Annotated in this window: 13 protein-coding genes; 1 reads left to right on the top strand and 12 read right to left on the bottom strand. The window is 54.9% G+C overall.

Translation table 11 applies throughout. From position 1 onward, the window contains the following. Nucleotides 1–98 precede the first annotated feature (98 nt). The 3 genes from KDK82_RS30110 to KDK82_RS30100 all read right to left on the bottom strand — a co-directional run bounded on the left by KDK82_RS30110 (nt 99) and on the right by KDK82_RS30100 (nt 3,158). Nucleotides 99–833 carry a DsbC family protein gene (locus tag KDK82_RS30110; protein WP_088167051.1) on the bottom strand — a complete coding sequence of 245 codons (735 nt, stop codon included), beginning with the start codon at nt 831–833 and terminating at the stop codon, nt 99–101. 569 nt (nt 834–1,402) lie between these two features. Further along, a complete protein-coding gene (locus tag KDK82_RS32435) occupies nt 1,403–2,287 on the bottom strand; it encodes a hypothetical protein (RefSeq protein ID WP_143343557.1) in 885 nt (294 codons plus the stop codon). Next, nucleotides 2,241–3,158 carry a tetratricopeptide repeat protein gene (locus KDK82_RS30100; protein WP_088167049.1) on the bottom strand — a complete coding sequence of 306 codons (918 nt, stop codon included), beginning with the start codon at nt 3,156–3,158 and terminating at the stop codon, nt 2,241–2,243. The genes KDK82_RS32435 and KDK82_RS30100 overlap by 47 nt, the downstream gene beginning before the upstream one ends. A gap of 14 nt (nt 3,159–3,172) precedes the next feature. Between KDK82_RS30100 and KDK82_RS32430 the strand changes: the two genes are divergently transcribed. Beyond that, entirely contained in the window at nt 3,173–3,616 is a 444-nt protein-coding gene (locus KDK82_RS32430) for a hypothetical protein (protein WP_143343556.1), read from the top strand. Nucleotides 3,617–3,644: 28 nt separating this feature from the next. Here KDK82_RS32430 and KDK82_RS30095 read toward each other — a convergent pair whose 3' ends face one another. The 9 genes from KDK82_RS30095 to KDK82_RS30055 all read right to left on the bottom strand — a co-directional run. Then, on the bottom strand, nt 3,645–7,580 hold the full coding sequence (locus tag KDK82_RS30095; protein WP_088167107.1) for a conjugal transfer protein TraG N-terminal domain-containing protein: 3,936 nt from the start codon (nt 7,578–7,580) through the stop codon (nt 3,645–3,647). Nucleotides 7,581–7,588: 8 nt separating this feature from the next. Continuing rightward, nucleotides 7,589–9,091 carry a conjugal transfer protein TraH gene (locus KDK82_RS30090; protein WP_018207803.1) on the bottom strand — a complete coding sequence of 501 codons (1,503 nt, stop codon included), beginning with the start codon at nt 9,089–9,091 and terminating at the stop codon, nt 7,589–7,591. A 1-nt stretch (nt 9,092) separates the two neighbouring features. Then, a complete protein-coding gene (gene traF, locus KDK82_RS30085) occupies nt 9,093–10,046 on the bottom strand; it encodes a conjugal transfer protein TraF (protein ID WP_218827106.1) in 954 nt (317 codons plus the stop codon). 2 nt (nt 10,047–10,048) lie between these two features. Beyond that, nucleotides 10,049–11,008: a hypothetical protein gene (locus tag KDK82_RS30080; RefSeq protein ID WP_046988374.1), complete on the bottom strand. Its 960-nt coding sequence runs from the start codon at nt 11,006–11,008 to the stop codon at nt 10,049–10,051. 578 nt (nt 11,009–11,586) lie between these two features. Further along, nucleotides 11,587–15,483 (bottom strand): conjugal transfer protein TraN, encoded by a 3,897-nt coding sequence (traN, locus tag KDK82_RS30075; protein ID WP_256974583.1) that lies wholly within the window; start codon nt 15,481–15,483, stop codon nt 11,587–11,589. 111 nt (nt 15,484–15,594) lie between these two features. Beyond that, nucleotides 15,595–16,776 (bottom strand): TraU family protein, encoded by a 1,182-nt coding sequence (locus KDK82_RS30070; RefSeq protein ID WP_047219482.1) that lies wholly within the window; start codon nt 16,774–16,776, stop codon nt 15,595–15,597. A 2-nt stretch (nt 16,777–16,778) separates the two neighbouring features. Further along, complete coding sequence (locus tag KDK82_RS30065) at nt 16,779–17,966, bottom strand: TrbC family F-type conjugative pilus assembly protein (protein ID WP_241150437.1); 1,188 nt, start codon at nt 17,964–17,966, stop codon at nt 16,779–16,781. After that, nucleotides 17,941–18,468, bottom strand: coding sequence for a signal peptidase I (lepB, locus tag KDK82_RS30060; RefSeq protein WP_241150438.1), 528 nt, complete (start codon nt 18,466–18,468; stop codon nt 17,941–17,943). The genes KDK82_RS30065 and lepB overlap by 26 nt, the downstream gene beginning before the upstream one ends. Next, nucleotides 18,465–18,938 (bottom strand): TrbI F-type domain-containing protein (locus KDK82_RS30055; protein WP_179218009.1); only part of this gene is annotated, 474 nt, incomplete at its 5' end. The genes lepB and KDK82_RS30055, both read right to left, overlap by 4 nt.

Below are 18,938 nucleotides of genomic sequence, written 5' to 3'. Positions count from 1 at the left end.
CCAGCCGGAACCAAAAAAAAACGCCCCAAAAAGGGGCGGCGAAGGCGCTGTCACAAGGGAGGGAGGGAGGATAAAAGGACAGCGCAGACAGATGATACTCAGCTTCCCTGCTGGATGGCCCGTAGAAGCTCAGGCGCAGGCATGTAGCCAGACGACGCGTAGCCAGTGTTCGTCACGATGTGTGGAGTCCCCTTCAAACCAACCTGGTTGGCCGCGCGAGCAATGCGCTCAAGTCCTTGTGCCTGGTCGCAATCAGCGCCCGAGGAATTCAAGGAAGGGTTCGCGAAGAACCGCATAAGCGCGGTCTTCTTGTCTGCGGCGCAGAGAACCTCGGAAAGTTGGCGCGAGGTCAAGGTTCCTTCACCGGAACGGGCATAGAGCGCGTAGCGCACCGTAACACCCAACTCGTTCAGCTTGGGTATTTCGTCATGCAGACGGTGGCAGTACGGACAGGAGGGATCTGTGAACACCGTGATCACCTGCTTCTCCGCGCCCGAGGCCTTGTAGACGATCAGGCTTGCGGGATCCAAGTCCTGCAGCGCCTTTGCGCGTTGCGTGGAGAGCGTCCTTTCGGACAGATTCTTTCGTGCTGGGACGTTGAACATCGTCCCTTGGATCATGTGTACGCCGTCCAGAGTCACGTACGCCACGTCCCCTCCCGACACTACTTCGTAGAGGCCGGGGATGGCACTCGGACTTAGCGAGTCGATAGTCAGGCCGGGCATCGACTTCATCAACTTCTGGGCCAGGGCATCCGTCTCTGGGGAAGCGTGGCTCAGCGTGGCTGTAGCCATGAGCGTCAGCGCTGCAGCGATAATTTTGCTAATCATCATTTCAATTATTGCTCCACTTTATTTGCAATCAAAATAGCTCCCGATGAAACCCCATCGAAGCGAGCTTTTTGCTTACTACACATCAATTTATTGCAATTACATCATTGCTAATTAATTGCATTTTTTTCAACATCGGCTTTGATTGAAGGTCCTTGGAGTCCAGCGGCCAAGTGCCAACGCTGCAACCGCTGAACACCCCATGGCTTGTGGCGACCTGTCCTCCAAGAGCGACGGCCCTGCACCTTGCAGCTTGATGCTCTCGATCTCCAACACGTACGCGGCAGTGCTCAGATTGGGAAAAGCTGGGCGGCGGCCGCCAGCTGCCTGCCGAGCACCTTCACCCGGTCCGCATCGCTCTAACCCTTTGACGAGCTCACACCGCAACATGGTCCTGCCGCCCCTTTCTTCATTCGCCTTCGCACGAACATTGATCAGCTTCACCTTGGCCAGAACCAGCCCTCACTCGGCATCAGCACCGCAGAGTTTTCGATTCTTGGTTCTTGCCTGTGCCCCCGGTTACAAATGAACGAGATCTTGCAGTAAGCAGAGTTGTCCTATCTCGCTCCATGTCACCTATCGAGAATGTCGCCGAAGATGTGAATCGTGCTATCTACTGTTCGCAAGCGTTTCAGAATAGTCTTGGTGGTGAATGTTGCAGTTGCGTAAGTTCCGTGCTGCGGCAAACGCACTTCGATAGCGAACCGCCCTATATCAAATAGCAGTGTTTTGTCAGTTGCCTCGCTGTCAGGATCCCCCAGGAAATCCGGCTCAGCCAGGTTTCTGTAGCGGCCAGTCATCCTCTCAACCAAGGGTGTGAGATTCCTGTCCTTCCATCCGCGATTGATTCTGAAGACGACCATTTGAAGAATCTTCCGCTCATCGAAATCCAGCGTCAGCATTTGAAGGCCAGGCTCGTTCAACATCCCCTGTGGCAAGGCCATGGAGAGGTTTATAAACATACCTCCAGTCTCCGCCGATGTACCTTCTTGGATAAGCAAAGCTCCCTGATATTGGTTCTTTAGCTGCTGAATCGGCGTCCGCACCTCATGAACAGTTGTCTCAGCCAACTTTAGCCATGGAAGCACTGGAATAGATTGGACAAAGTTATTTCGTGCAATCTGAGCATCAGTCGGTCTCGCTTGCGTAGCGCCACTTGCGAGCAAAATGGCAAATACCATTGCAAGGCTGATGTTTCGCCGTGACAAAGCATCACGCGAACTGTTCATTGCGGTCTGCAACTTCAGCAGGATCTGCAATGCTGCGCCCTTCAATTCCGCTAGGAACTGCCCCCCCCTAGATCGGTGCGGAATCACATGCATTCCAGTGCTGTGCGATTTCAGGCCGCTTGTTATACTTGCAATACAGAGCCAAATTGCAAAGACTGCACAAACTTGGGCCATAGAACAATTAATCATTTTTGAGCGCCGGGGAAGCAGAAAGTTGGATTCGTTCATCGCGCTTCATTTTGATTTCCTTGAGGAACTTCGCTGCTTGCTTATCCCCATTTTTTGCGGCCAGGCTGAGGTAGTAGCTTGCTTCCCCAATGTCCACTGAAGCGCCCTTACCGGTCATCAACATCCAGCCATAGGCAGTCATCGAATCAACATGTCCGCCTTTCGCCGCTTCGTGATACCAATGCAGTGCTGCAAGATCATCCTGCTGCCCATGCAAACCGCGAACGAAGTAGTAAGCCATTGCGGACTTTGCCTCCGCGATGCCGTCCTTCGCTGCAAGCGAGTACCAATAGAATGCACGCTCATAGTCCTTCGGCAGACCAAGAGAACCTTTGTCATACACTTCGGCCAGAAAATACTTCGCCCGAGGGAGACTGGCTTCGATAGCCAGCGTAAGGAATGTCAACGCCTCACTGGCTCTACCTTCCATAGCGCGCCGTTCCGCCAGAAGTAACGCCGCTTCTGGATGCCCGCATCGGACGGCTCTTTCGGCTAGATCATCACCGTCATTGCGATGTCCGCGCGCATAAAAATCCTTGGCGGCGTGAAACATCGCATCGGCGTCGTGGTATTGCGAACCCATCCAATTCAACTGCCGAGCAGCTAAGGCGCTGCGCTCAACGCCTCGCCCCTTCTCTAGCATTGTCGCCAGGTACCGATAGGCCCCTCCACTACCTTTCGACGCCTCTATGTTCATCGCACCGTATGCCTTCCATGCTTTGCCCTCCTTGATGAACTCGTCCGCCCTCGCTGAAGCGCCCGGGGGCAGCTTTGACTCGCACGCATGGAGGAGCGACATGCCGCTGAGGAGGAAAACAGCGCTGACCTCCAGCAAGCGGCGGATTACCTTACGACTGATCTCGCGGGACATAGGCTGGCTCAAGAGTGACTATAGACTCGGATATGCTATCAACAGGGCACGATTTTTTTGCCACGAAAAGCACGAAAAGAAGGCACTTTTCGAGGAAAACCACCTCTTGCATACGTCGCCGTCTGGGCGGAGCCTACGAAGGCGCGAACTTTCAACAATTAAGCAAAGTATTTGCAAATATTGCCTATCTGCCATATAATCAATTCAGAAAGGGGATTCGTATGCTTCCAATAGACGAAATATTGATGCTTGCGGCTGCAGGCGTAATCTATTACCTATTACGGCAGTTGAAATTCGGGGCAAACAAATTAGACAACAAAGATAATGAATCCGATGTCCAGAACAGCCAGTCAAGTCTATTTAATGAATCGATGAAGGACATTACCAGCCCTGAGAGACACTGGAATGCAACCAACATCCACAACAGCAACTATCATAGAGACCATGATATTGAATAAAAAGAGGCCCTAATTAAAGGGCCTCTTTTCATTTGGGGGGAGCAATCGATTTCTTGTTGTTTTCTCCGGGGACTTGACGAGATGTCGCGCCTCCGGGAACCGGCCGTCCTGGCTTTCCTCCAACCTCTTGCTCCGGCGCTGCCCCCACCCCGCCCGAGGCGCCACCTTGTGGGATAGTAGTTGGAGTTCCTAATGTCGGTAATGACGCCCCACTGACATCTTTTGAAATATTTTGAACGACCGTACTCCCAGCGCTTGCAGCACTGGTTACTGATCCGGCCACCGATCCAGCCACTCCCTGCATATTCACCGTGCCACCATTTATTGCGGCAGCAGCGGGCGAAAGCCCACCCCCTCCACCATTGGAAATTTGAGCCGCAGAGCCTGCTTGCCCATTGGAAGGAGCGGTCACTGGCGAGTGAGCTGACGGACCACCTACCTCCTTCGAAATGCTTGTGACAACGTTACTCCCGGCTGGAGCGCCATTCACTAGTGCTCCAGCCACGGATCCCGCCGCGCTAAGCATATTCACAGAGCCACCACTGATGGCCGAAGCAACGGGAGAATGGCTGCTCAACTCTGGCTTGGCCGCTTGGCTATGCGGCGCAGACTGGCCCCCAGCAGGCTGAAGGTGAGACCCGCCAGGACCCTTTGAAAGGGCTTGTGCAGTTTTGCTACCTGAATTAGCTCCATCCGATAGCGACCCGGCAACGAATCCCGCCGAGTCCAGTGCCTTTCCTGTAGCTCCACTTATCGCAGAAACAGCGGAAGAAAGGCCACCTGCGTCTGCCTGCGGAACACTTCCGGCATACAGAGATCTGAGCGTAGCACCTGGGTCACTGGGCGCCGCATTCTTCAGGTTTGACGCAGCCTGAGTATCCTGAAGCCTTTCTAATGGTGATGGAGGTTTACCGCCAACGGCATATCCGGCGCCATCATTTGTAGGAACGAACTGTTGACGCGAAGTGGCATTTGCCATTCCCGTGACCAATGGCGTGCTATCGCCTGTATGCTTTTCGAACTGAACGTTACCCTGCTGAGCTTGGCCAACTGACTCTTTAGCTCTCGCTTCAACTGCACCATTCTGAGCTATGGTTTCGCTATAGATTCCGCCTGCAGCCGCGCGTCCTCCTGCAATCCGCTCATTTGCACCAGCTGCAAGTTCTTTCTGCCGATCCGGATCAAGGCCACTCTTCACCGCCGCTTCAGTTTGCGCCATAGCTGGCTTCATCCCGGCTTGCATGCTCGCTAGGCCCCTTTCAACTGCCGCAACACGTTCGACGGCGGCAGCGGCTGCCCCCACACCTGCAGAAACGTCGGCAATGTTTGCCGCCGTGGCAAGTTTCGCCATCGCATTTAGCGATGCTAGCTTTTCCGACGGGCTCGCTGCCGAGGCGTTCATTGAGGTCAAGGCTTTCCAAGCAGCCGCGCCTGCCATCTGGTCTTTGCTCATGCCAGATCCGAAGGCCTGCTCCATTTGCCTGTAGTTACTCCCGAATGAGCTGAGAAAGCCTTGAAGTGCCTCACCGGTCAATGCGCCTCCCATCGCACCCTGTATTTTCCCAAGAGCTTCAGCTTGATGGCGCGAATCGCTGCCGCTCTTGCCTGCCTGCGTTTGTCCCCACTTATTTACAAAGTCTGATCCTTCGACCTTAGCGCCTGTCTTTGCGGAGGCATCCATAGCCGCCGATTTTGAGAGCTTATCTGCCTCGTCCAATGCCTTTGCGCTTGAGGCAAGTTTCGTGAGTGTATTTCCTAGCTGCGTCGCCTTCTGCCCAATTTCAGACCACTGGGAGCCAGATTTTCCAGACGAGCCAGTGTTGGCACTTTCACCGTTGGACGCTGAGTCACGAACACCCGACGATGCACTCCTCTCGTTCTTTAAGCTCTTCAGTTCGTCCAGGCCCGCAGTCTGGGCTACTCCATGACTAATTCCAGTGGAGGCTTGAATACCTGCACTCCCAGATATCCCAGTAAAGGTCCCAAGTACTTTCCCTGGGAGAGAGTCCTTTGAGTTAATTCCTGCTTGGATATTCCCTGAGAGGGCTGCATTTCTCGCAGCTGTGTTCATTTGCCCAGTGCGCAGATTCACTGATTGCCCATCAGAACTAAGCGTTCCAGTGGAAGCATCCCACGTCACAGTGCTGCCTCGGCTGGACAGGTAATTTGCGACTTTTGCCCCATCAAGATATTTACCACCGGATGCGATTAAGGAAGAAGTTTCGTTCAACGCCTGCGATTGGGACTGCTCAACTTTCTGACGCGCGGCTGCTGACGTCTCAGACGAATAATTGGTTGAGCTTGCCACACCGCCACCGAAATCCATGCTCCCCAGACCAGATAAATTCGCAGACGCATCGCCAAGCACTCCAACGGAATCGCCTGTCATACCTCCACGCATTGCGTTCTCGGATCCGGCAATTGCAGCGCGCTGCGCAAGAATAGGACTGCCAGCGGATCCTGCGCCGCCAACAAGAGGCGAGCCTTTCCCACCGCCAGAACTTCCACCTGCGCCGCTTGCTTCTCCTGTAGAGCCACCACCACTCCCACTAGGAACCGCTTTGCTGATCATGCTCGACATCGCAAACATCGAGCCAGTGAGTATCGCGAACATCAGGTATGGAGCATTCTGGATCATGTTCCCAGCTGCTATCGTCGATGTCATCGTCTGGCGCATCATCATCGCCATGTACGCAGGGGATAAAGGTTCGCCTAATGGAGGAATAGGCGCAGGAATACTCAGAATATCTCGCTGATACCAACTGGTAATGATCGCCATCATCGGAATCCAGCTCTGAGTCCACAGGCCAAATACGATGTACGATACAGCCACCTTTACCCCACTTTGAGGGTTGGCAGCAAGCATGAACATGACTATCGGCGTACTTGCGATGAATATAAAGAACAACACATCCATGAATTTTGGAGCTGTTGTACTTACCATCATGCTTTGGGATGCCTCTGATTTTGCCCAATTGAACAAGCCCGAGTCTCTCATTATGGAAATCGGCTGATCAATTGGCGTATGGCCAACATATTTCAGCGAATCGGCCATTGAATATGTCATGATGTTGAAGACACTCCTGGTATCAATCCTTGAGGAGCTATCGGTCAACTTATTGATCATTCCCATGGCGGTATCATAGTCAATCGTCCCATCATCGCGAATGACTGCTTTGTTTTGTTTTATTTCTGCTTTGTTTGCGAGATTTTTTATTGTTTCAGTTACCTCATTACTGCTTCCATTACCAACGCTATCCTCATAGTTTCTAAGGTATGAGGCCGCTTCAGAGCAGGACGCAGCGCGTCCGCCGCCACCTCCCGTTACATACGGATTTCCATCATCATAGATTACAGTACTTCCAGTCTCCGTCAGAGTTTCCGACAGTGCTTTCAAAACATAACGCTGGTTAGCAAATTCGGCTTTAGATAAGCTAGGGCCTGAACAGTAGCGTACCGCAAGGCGCATTGTCTCAACTAGGTTCTGAGAAAGGCACCCTAGCGGTTCAAGAGGGCAAGCTGCGAAGCTCATCAACACCCGTGCAGGTGAGAATGGGTGCACATCACCAGATACCGATAGATAGTCTCCATTGACGTTGACCATTACCTGCTCTATTCGATTGGTCAGCATTAAGGAAAAGCTGCCGGCCAACGTTGCAGGAAGCGCGATTGCGTAAGGCACATTGTCCACGACCCGTGGTGGCGCCGAATTATCAAACTGTTCTATATTGACAGTCGTCTTGGGAAGAAAAACGACCCAAACCACAATAAGCTGAATCAATATTACATCGAGTCGCAATCCTTTTTGAACGACAGTTTGCCCAAGAATGAAGAGTAGCGATATCAATAGCCCGGTCTTGACGATCGAACCAACCAATGACTCTTGACCAAAGAACATAGCCATCGACGTCATCGCACTTCCGATCACAACAGGATCGGAAATTGTATATATAGTGAACGCCATATTCTCCCCTAGCGCTTGTCGCCAGACCCGGACGCGCCTCGCATCTGGGATGCGGTTAACCTTTGATTGATGACCAGTGAGTCATATACCGCCTTTACCATAGAGTTCATCTTGTCAGCATCAGGCCGCATCTTCATGAGCGCCTCCTCTTTGATCTTTAGCTCAGCCGCATACCCATCAGGCATCATGGCTTTCGTTTGCTCAGTGAACGCCGACTTTCCTATGGTGAGCAATTCGATGCCGAGCATATAGCCGAAGTAGTCCGGCAAATACTGGGCCACGATCAAGCCAATCTGTTCAGGTGCCCCTGGAATCTTCTGTGCTTCAAGCAAGAAGTGCAGCAAGGGGAACGGTGTCATGTCCAAGATCGCTTGAGACCTTGCATCCAACGATCCCGCAACGAGCGGCCTCCTATTGGCAAAAGACCCAACAATAGAGCTGTCCGTCCAGTTACTTCTAATTTCAGGCCTAGTAGTTCCAAACAGCGCTTGATTGACAATGTCCTCGACACCACCCCATTCGCTAATAGGAAGCTTCCTGCTGGAATCGATTTTTGTACATTCCTGACCTTCATTGATGCACGAGTAAATCCCGACGCCATCGGGACTAAATCTGCTGGCTTTGAGGACCTGGTCCCAGTTGGCAATCTTCGAAGGGTACGTCTGCACTGGTTGGTCACAAACCTCCGGGTTCACACCTGGTCCGCAGCTCTCACCGGCCTCTGTTGCACGGTTTACTGTGGTGCCAAACAGACCCATGATTATTTCAATTGCTTGCCTCTTAGTCATGAAGACCTGGAGAGTGTTAGCGCCTTTACCCATTGTCTCATTTGCAGCGCGCCACACGAAATTTCCCACATTCGGATTGTTATCTCGGGCTTGTGCATTTCCACCAGCCGTTGCTGCGTCCGAGGGGGTTTGGCTTTGCCGCTTACTTTCCCCGGAGACCCAGTCCGCAGTTAAGCTAAGCGCGCCAGATAGCGCCGTACCCACTCTTGCAGCTTGCTCCTTTAGTTTCGGCTCAATCGATCCAGAAACCATGGAGTTTGCAATGGCACACGTGTTTTTCGCCATTGAATTAAGTGTTTCCATTGCTTGTTGTAGGCGAGATAAAATCTCGTCACATGGATTGCACATCAATTTGATGGCGGCCTTCACAGCGAACCCTGTAGCATTGGCAGCGATAGAGCGCAGGAGCTGTTCAAACTGCGCACCATTGATGAATGAGAAGCTGCCAAAGAAGATATCAATTCCACCACACCCCGCGTCAATTCTGGGGGGAGCAAACTGGACAATATTGATGCCTCTGCCGGGCGATCGTATAGAGAGCGATCCGCCGTAAACGCCCATAAGCCGCTGCGACTTGTATGTTTGTGCATTTGTTGAAGTGGTCACAAACATGTCATTCATTGCTTCCTTTAGGCCCGCACTAGCCTCGGCAGGCATTAAGGCTGCCATTGCTGCAATTGTGATTGCGGTTACGGTAGCTTTGAACCTTCGAGCTTTCGCCATGTCAATACCTCTTTTGTATTTTGTCTTGCGCGCTGGGGACAATTGCTTTCGGATCCTTTTCAAGTGCGCGGCCAATTTCCTTGATGTCTTCGGTCGTCAGGATTCCTCGCTCCTCGGGGAACGCATCCTTACGTGCTTGCCCGGTAACCAATCCAGCAGCATCCCCGGCGATCAAAATCCGTTCTTCCAGCAAATCCTGTGACAGCATCCCTTGAGTAATCACAGTGATGTTGTCTGGAGGCGCCACCAGCGCGACGGCGGGCCTTACCTGTATCTTTAGATGGCGGCCTTGGCCGTCATCCTTCCGAACGTCGCTTTTCCCCATAAGCCAACTTGGCCGCTCACCATCGGGAGTGATGTAGATCACTTCAAATCCACGCTCTTTCGCTGTCCGTTCCACGATTGGGTATTGGAGCGAACAGAAATGGCACTTATCGTCTAGAAAGACCCACAAGCCGGCTTTTTTTGAGATCGCCTCCGTGGCCTTCCTCTTTTGCTCCAAGGACCAACGCTGGTAGCTACCTCGCATTGCACTGGAAAATGGTGAGCGTACTGACTCATCCAGAAGAGGATCAAGAAGCGATTGACGCTGAAAAGTCCGCGTGAAATTGCTTGCCTTATCCAGCATTACCCGCGTGGCATAGCGGTACGCCTGGACATTCTCATCTGTAGGGTTGTCCACCGCATTGTTGAGCAGACGCGGGTACTCAGTCTGGAACCAATCCACCGATAGCGCTTCTGGCTTCTTAGGCTTGCCGAGTTGAATAACTGCGGGGGCTTGCTTCTTCGGCTGCGGTGGGACCTCCTCAACCTTGAGCGGCTCTTTGGGCTCTGGGTCAACCTGATACCAGAACCAGCCCTCTTCTGTCTTCTTGAAGGGATCTCCGGCTTGCTGCGCCTGAACTGCAGAAGCTGCAATAGTCGCTATTGCTACCGATAAAAAGATCTTTTTCATATTCACTCAGCGCACAGGTCAACGAATTCCAGTTCGTTTTTAACGGCCATTGTGTTTTTAAACCCTGCTTCAATAGCCTCTTCGAGACGCTTTTCCATTTCAGGCGAAAGCCTGCGCACCCGGGTTTTTAGCGCCCCTTCAAAATCCGCGATCTCACGAGCAGCACCCATCCTTGCAGCCATCCGCCAGTGGTACTGGGCCATGAAGCCGTCCTCGTCCGGAAGCCATCGGGCCGCGTAGATGTCTCCGGCCAGGAACATGATCTCGGGTGATTGCCACTTCCAGCGGTTCACCATCATCCGGATCTCCTGCATCACTACACCCTTTTCGGTAGTCGGCAGCTTTGGTATGGACTGGACCAGCAGGCGCATGTAGTGGTAAGCGCCAGGCACGTAGGCATTGCGGGCCGAGGTCCGGTAATGGATAAACGCCTTCTTCAGATCTGGCTTGCCTGCCGTGCCTGCCTCGTTGATCAGGCCGGCAACATAGTGCGAATATGAGCCGACCAACCCACGCGAATTCTGGGTGGCAGCGCCAGATTTCTGAAGTAAGTCCAAGATCAGGCGGGCATCACTTGCGCTTACGCCATTGGGGCTTCTTCTGTAGAGCATCAGCGCACCATTCCAGCCCGCTTCTACCGAACGCGTGGCCTTGGAGTAGAGGCGATATGCCAGCTCCTCGTTGCGCTCATAGCCATAGAGCCCCTTTCGCGCTACATCCCCTCGGGCGCGCAACATGGCCACGTCCTGATTCTTCAATCGTTGCGTTACCAATTCGACGGCCTTCTTCTTGGTTCGCGCGTCCACCTTCGATGTGCTGGCCGATTGACTGAGGAGGAGGCACGCAGTTAGCTTCGTAGTGTCCTGAGTAGATTCGCGGATAGCCGTGACCACTTGGTCAACATCGCCGGCTAAGCAATAGCCGGATAACAGCCACACAAGAAGGCCAGCATTCATGTGCATACGCAGACTCATGTCAGCCGCGCCTACGTAGGTCGTTGTTGGGCGCGATCGCCTGGATGCGCGCCTCGTCAGGGGGGGGAATCATTAGCGAGGATTGGGGGAGTGCCGTGCCTTCATCCTCCTCCTCTCCTGCACCCGCTCGGCGGGGCGAGACGCCAACGCGGTCCGGAGAGGTGGTGGGCGACTTGGGGGCCTTTCGTTCCCGTGCTGCGCCCGCGCGTTGGCCGTCAGGCTTTGCTGCCCCAACTAGCACAAGCGCGACCATTGCCAGCCCACCCACCGCCACCATCAATGCTGCGCCAGAATCCATCTCGCAATCCCCCTTCGTAAGACGACGGGAGCTCCTCAAAAGAGAGCCCCCTTTCGCGTCCTATCGTACGGAGTGAGACTAAGAAAAGTAGGCCGAAAAGCTACTGAAACAGAAGCTTTTCAAAGAAAAATAGGAGCGATCGAAAATCGGGAGCACGGCGTACCGTAGGTATATCATCGCTGCCCGGGAGTTGGAAACAACGGCCAAACCGATGTTTGGCCGCTGTTTCTAGGAGCTTTCTGCACAATCCATGCAAAGCATATATTAATTATGGCTTTGTATTGCACCCAGGATATACGAACGGCATTTTCTTCTTATTTGCGTCGTAGCAGTGCTCCTCAACCTCGTCCTTAAGGGCATGGGTGAAGCTTGTAGCCCTGTCAATAGTAGTTCCAAGGATCTCGGCAGACTTGACCGCTGGAACTCGATGGTCATACGCATTATCTACGTCTGGATTTCCGGCTATCGCCATAGATGGCTTGATCTTGTTCTGCGAGATACCAAAGTTTGTCGTCGGGTCAGCTGGATTCAGAAGCCCCGCTTCAATCAATGTATCTGTCCATTCTGTCAAGTCAATCCTCGACCAATCTATCGAAGCCAACTCAAACGCGGTGAATCCTCCGCAGTTTATGCTGCAGCCACCTAGTTGGCGCCCATCTTTGGTAGAGCGAAAGCCATATGGGCGCTGACCCGTAAGGTTCTTGGAGACTATCTGTTCGCTAATCACTCGCGAGACAATCGATTTGTAGCAGCAATAGAGCTGCCGCTTCTCGACGCAACCAATCAGAAAGACTTTTTTAGAACAACAGGAACCGACATCGGTGCACAAACGCCACTTGTCACTCATTCCCCATTCGAACTCCTCTTGCTTACAAGCGAAGATTATGTGACCGATAAGTCGTGCGATTGAGTAAACCATCATCACGGTGCCTAATCCGTCAACCAAGTTCTGCATTCCTGGTGTAAGTTTGAGCGCACCGCCCGGTGCGGCCTGAAACACCATGCCGGAAAGTTCTTGACCGCCTATTTTCATCAAGACGTCATTAAGGCCTTTATAGAGGAACTGTTGAAACTGTGTCATTAGCCCTTCAATCCCCAAGCCTTTACTCACTTCCCCCACCCCCATGCTCGCCACCTCCGAAGTGGCTTCCGAGCCTATTAGGGTATCGAAAGAAGCGCGGAACGGTGCGACCAGGTTGTCAGTCACCCATGACGCCGCCGACGAGTACAGGTTAGTCACTTCAGACGAGACATCACCGAATGTTCGAGCTATCGAGTTGTAGATGTCGCTGCTTGCCATCACGTCCTGGACCGCTTTCGTCCGCCCCAGCTTGTTTAGTGCGGACATCGCCTGCAGGTACTCCATCCAGCCTGGCGCCGACTTGGCACCCTTTCTCGCTTCCTTGCAGCAATTGGGCGTGAGGCCGATCTGATGACCAATCGGAATCTTGCAGTACATTGCCTTGCCACCGAAGATATAAGGTGTGCACGCCTGATCCACGCTCTTTGGTGGCTCGCCCGTCTCTTCGCACACCATCTCATTCACCATTTGATTGATGGCCTCCATGCCCGAAGCAGCGCGTGCGAAATCCCCTTGATGCGATCCAGTCAAGTTCGGCCTATGACACTCTGTCCCCAAGCAACGCATTGCACCCGAGCATGCATCGCCCTGCTCTTCGATCGAGACCGGGATTTTCAACTCTCGGGTAACGCCGCAGTCGTAAGCGATAGAGGGGTTGTAGCACTGCCCTGTGAAAATTCCCTTGAAGCGGTTGTCGCACTCATCACGTGTTGGGGCCCGCTTGCATGAGGGGGAGCTTTCCAGCGGCACATCGTTGTCGTCCGTCGTCAGATTGCAGTCAGTTGCCCATTCCGCTCCGTCACGCATGAAAGTCTTAAGCCTGCTACTTACCTCCATCGTGGCACAGCTCGTGAACGATTCGGCGTTAGCCTGCCAGCACATTGGATCGTCAAGCAGCTTGAGTGGTGGTCCGTTCGGCGTTGGCTCCGCGCCTGATCCGTTGTCGTAGTCTGGCTGAACGACCGCTGATGCATCAGTGCCCCATTTTTTGAGCAACTCGACGATCCCTCGGTTTGGGAGGTTTGGCCCGAAAGTGACGTCGCCAACCGTGCGCGTTGGAGCCGTGTCCGTGCAGGTCAGTTTTGCACCCTTGCAGAACCCGTCTGCGGCGTACTGCATGTAGCGCTCGCAGCCCGCGAAGCTGTTAATCGCAATGCTGTAGATCTTGGCCATTAGCCTCACTTCGTGCAGTGTGCCGTCCGCGAACACCGTGCCTGTCGGCATCCAGCTTGAGCCAGACACGCCATAGTCCGTGAAGTCTCCCGTTCCTCCAGCCTGGGCATACACGCCATTGACCACGAAGAGCTTCGGGTCACCTCCCATGGGCGTATGGCGGTACTCCACGTACTGGCCCTCGCTCGATCCGCGCGGATCGTCGGGCAGCTTTTCGGTTGTGCAGTTCTCCCCTGCTGGGCAGGTAGCTGCTCCCATGATCGTGAAGTCGGTTCGCAGTGAGCCTGTCACGTTCATCGGATCTTTGCGATAGGTAAATTGAGGGAAGCCCTCCTCATCCTTGACCTGCAACTTCGTCAATGGGTCGATGATCGGCACCTTGACCTTGTTGAATGCCGTTACCGACATGAAGTTGTGCTCACCGACGTATGTCAGGCCGAAACTGCGTTTGACACCCTGACAACCTTGTGGGAACGGGTTCACAAGTGTCTCAGAGCACATCTGAATATCGGGATCTCCGTACGTACCTCCCTGGATCACATCAATACGCGAAACTGAATCACGCCGGCACGAGCCGATCAGCTGCTTGGCCAGATCACTATTTCCAGCATTGACGCCGCGTATAACGCCTGAGCGTAGATCCGCGTTCGCGGAGAAATCGTTGCGGCTGGCATTGGCCGCAAATTTGTCATTGAACTCCTTGCCGAAGCGATCCGGGCTTGGATTCGCGGCATCGTTGTACATGAGGACGATGTTTGCACCGTAGGCCCCTGGGCACCAACGCACGGGGTCACCGCCAACAGATGGGACTTCGCATTGCTCGGGCGGGTCCGAAGGGCATGGCACGCCGTCCACGGGCTTTGAATACGTCACCTCAGATTGGTACAGATCAGCGGCGAGATACGCGGCTGTAACGCCGTAAGGAACCGCATAACCAGCGACAGGCTTCCAGCCATCAGACGGAGTTCCATAGCTCACAAGCCCAGGGTCGAGCACCCGTTCAATGGCTCCGCCACGTGAAACACCGAACCAGTGGTTGTATGTGAAGTAGTTGCGCCCCGTGGGCTCTGCAAAGGGTGTGTACGTGTAGCGGATCGCGAACGTCTCATCGACCTGGTCCCAGATAACGTTGGCCACGCCGCCAAGGGTTGCCCTCAGCATGTCCACCTTGCCGCGCTTGTAGGTTGTTGGCTTTGTGATGAACTGATGATCGACTGGGCTAGTGTTCGGAATGGCCACCTTCTCGATGTCAAAGAACTCGACCTTGAGAATGCGATGTTCAGGCGATGTGGGAGCCAGATCGATGTTCTGTCGCGACTTCAGCGCGAACTGAGTTCGACGGCAACCGTCTCTGCGGAGGTTTCGCCTGTTTTGCTCGGCGATGGACTCCATCTTTTCTGGGTTGTTGTACATCTGGGCGCCGATCTCATGCATCTCGGCCACCTTCTGGTCGCTGAACCCCGGCATCATCTCGTTCAAATTTGCGCGATGGTTCGTTGTCTGGTTGACGCCCGGTTCGGTCCTCTTTGTTTCCAGCGTGTTTTGATGGAAATCCATGCGCTGGTAGTTCTCTTGCGCCACCGAGTTCGCCGACTGGGCGCTGCGCACCATGTCTTCACGCGACCGCTGTGTCACACGAGCTGCTTGCTTTGCTGCGCGCTCTGCGTCGCCTGGGTCTGCGACCATCTTCGGTGTGCGCACCGGGGCCGACGTGTCCTGGGTCAAGTTTGGAGACCTTAGCGCCGCTCCAGTTTGGTACTGGCTACGCATGAGCTTCGACGCACGCTGGTTGATCAGCTGGTTCGCTGTCCCCTCATCCTGGGTGCGCGCCGTCGCGGCCCACTCATTCTGCGCAGCTGTAGAAGGCGCGGGCAACGCCTGAGCGTAGGTCAGTACGGAAGTGGTAGGCATCACTACCAAGGCCCACGACAACATGAACCGCCCACTCCAAACGATAGCGGGGTTCCGGGACAGCGGCCTATAGACCTCTGGAAGATCAGATCTGTGCGTCATGCGAGGCTCTTACGGAGTGATGCCGAAGCAGCAATCGGTCCACTGGAAAATCAGATAGGAATGGTCTTCACCAGTCGCTGGAACATCCCGCCACATCCCCCAAGCCGCAGAAGACGCGCCAGTGGCATGGTTGCAAGTGCTGAATCGAGAAGGCGGATTTACCTCTCGCACCTGGGAGGTAGTGGAGGTCGGCGGAGGAGCGCCAGGCAGGCGGCCGTTCGACTCCGGGGAAGGAGCGAGAAACTGCCAGCGGTAGGCGTCTTTGCGTATTACGAATCGCGGGTTGCGCTCGCAGACGTTGGCTTTGCCGATGGTCTCGTTGAGGAGCCCTAGTCGATGAAGCAGCGAAATTCCTCGCACTGCGGTCAGGCTTGTGAGAGACACTGGATCTGCTTTTGTGTCTCCGGACCCTGACGCGAACCCCGTGATTGGGTACATGGGCCCCCAGGCGCCGGCTGTCCAGAAGAAGGCGTTGATGGGTGTACCGAAGGACGATGAGGCGGCATCTATAGGGAGGGCAAAGAGAGAGGTCACTCCCGTGAATAGCAGCATCTCGGGGTTGATGAACGTGGTGTAGCGACCGAGCACATCATTCCAGTTGGGGAACGCAGGGCTAACCTGCAGCAGATCGAACTCGGTCATTCCATCGGGTGGACAGGCGCCGTCATCGATGAGTCGGAGCATGTAGATGATGGGGAACGTGTACAGCGCCCAGTTCGCAAAAAACGAGTTCAGTCCCCCTCGTCCCATGTTCGCCCCGCCGTTAAGGAATTCAGCGCCAGCCAGCGGCAACTTCATCCCCCCGAGGGACGGCAGGCAGTACGGCTTTCTGGTCACGTCAATGATCTTGGCCGGAGCCCAGAACCCAAGCGTGAAGCCAATGCGGGGCAGTTTGGCGTCCGAGAGACTCCCACCGCATTTGCACAGGATGTCCTTGTTCGCATCCGTCGGCACCCCCGACTTGCCATCCATGAACGTTGCCCCCATGAGCCGGAAAGGAAACATCCCGCTCCAACACACGTCCTTGAACATCGTCTCAAGTGGGCTGTAGTTGCTGCAGTCGATAGCGCGTGCGGAGGAGGTATCCCCGGAGCCCGCTCCCCCCTCTTGTGCATAGGCCTCGTTCAATCCGAGAAGGCTAGCCACGAGAATTCCAAGAATTGCCAAAGCGCGAAGAATGGTTGGTGTCATGATCACTTTGCGTGTCCAGATGCTGCGTCGAAGTAGCGAATTCGCAGATTGCGTCCCTCTTGCTCCACGATCGCAGGCACTGCATCCACGCCGAAGCGCTCTGCCAGGCGTCGCGGCATCGGAAACACAGGACGCTTGAGCAAGTGCTGCAGGTCCGCCGACACAGGTGTAGTCGTGTCGCGCGCAACAGCATTCGAGCCCACCACGAACACGTCGGCGCCCTTGTACTCGGGTCGCTGGATCCATTGCCGCACCATGCTCAGCTGGCGGGGGTCCGTTGCGTCGAAGACCAACACAGGAACTTGCAGACGGGTGTAGTCGAGAAGAGCGAAGGTCTGGCCAGCGCGAGCGATCAAGACTTCCCCTCTGCCGTTTTGCCCTGGTGAAGTTATGTCATGCGGCGCCGTGAAAGTTGGAGTGAAGTACGCCGTCGCATTGCGCGATGAAGTGGGAAGATCGAAGGTTGGGCGCAGGTTCTGGGCTGCTCGTGCCTGGGCACGTCTCATCGCGGGCTCCCAGTCGTATTTGCGTGCCCGCTCCTCGATCACGGCCAAGATGTCGGGCTCCGCTATCGGGTAGAGGTCTCCAGCTGTGTAGCTTCCACCCCTGCGCGCAAAATCCTGTGCGAGGTCCAAACTAGCGGTTCCGCGAATCTCGAACCACTTGTCTTTTGCCTTGTCCTTGACCAAATACACCGGCACAGCGTCCACCGCGTAGGCTCGGAACGCATTCGGATCGACTTCCACGATGACGTCATCGTTGTACGGGTCAGGAAGTAGATGGCGCAGCTTGCTCAGCAGCGCGCCGACTTTCTGTGGCTCGAAACCACGCACAACGAAACGGATGCGTTTGGGGTCTTTGGCCAGCGCCTGTCTGAACAACTGGCGCAGGACACCTTCGGGCATGCCCGTGGAAATGAACACCTGGATATCGAAGTCCTGCTCGGGTGCACTACGACTTGCTTCCGACCGAGGAGCCTTGCTCTGCAAGCGCTCTTTGGCTTCGTCGATCCACTCAGCCTTCTGCGCAGGCTGCATTAGGAAGTCTCGCAACGACCCCATGGCGGGCTGCTGCGGCGCGATGGCGGCAGCTTCTGTCGGGCGCGGCAGATTGTTGAGCCAAGGTGCCCTGCTCTCCACCTGGTCCGCGCACCAGGCGAACGAGCTAGAACAGAGGGATAGCAGAACCAAGAATCGCTTCACGTTTGACAGGCCCCCAATATCTTGAATCGAAACTTTCCTTCGTTGTCCCCATCAGAAACAACTCGCCATCCCCAAGAGTCACCTCTCGATCGAAGTCCCCCGGGCCCTTGCCGGGGATGCTCTTAGCCAACCACAATCTGTCGTTGTCTTGATGCTTGCCGTTGATGTACAGCTCAGTGCCCTCGACCTTGACGGTGTCGCCGGCCACAGCACGCACGCGCTTGACGATGCGGTCTCCGGGTCGCGCGCCAACGCCCAACCCGGTAGCAGGCATCCTTGCGAGGACGTAGTGGCCCACTTTCGCAGGCTCGGACAGCCCGGGGTTCCAGATGTAGACCAGCGAGGGCATGCAAGCGGGCTCGCCGATGAGGCGCTGGACATCAATCCCGATGCGCAGGCCGGACAGCCAGAGGCCCAGTGTGATGAGTGCGATGCTTACCGCATTGGTAACCAGCCACACCCGAAAGAGCTTCCTTACCCAGGCTTTCATTGCGCGTCCTTGCGGGCTTCGGTGGGCACATCACCCTTTTCCAGCTTGCGCTCCATGAACCCTTCCCGCTGCAACTCAGTGCGGAAGCGGTCGGTCAGGTCAGGGATGTCATCAGGAGCGCCCAGTACCTGTTCGCTGCGCAAGACGATCTTTCCCTCTTCTGTCTGGGACTTGATTTTTGCCAGGAGGGCGGACATGAACAGTTCGCTTAGCCTGGGCATGTCCTTGGGCTCGATTGAGCCAACGCGCACCTGGTCGCTTAATGCCGTGATCTGGTCTTTCACAATCGCCTCAAAATTGACGGTGACGATGGAGTCCTGTAGAGAAGCCTTTCCCACCCCCGTGCCTAGCCATTTAGGGAGGTACACCGTCACCGCGACTGAGACCATTGCAGCGATGATGGTCATGAACACGAGGTCGGTTAGAAATGTGCTGACGCCGCTGGCCTGCGCCGGGGTCGCCGGGGTCGC

The sequence above is a fragment of the Delftia sp. K82 genome (assembly GCF_002193035.1).
Classification (GTDB): Bacteria; Pseudomonadota; Gammaproteobacteria; order Burkholderiales; family Burkholderiaceae_C; genus Comamonas; species Comamonas acidovorans.
This window is presented reverse-complemented; position numbering and strand designations above follow the sequence as displayed.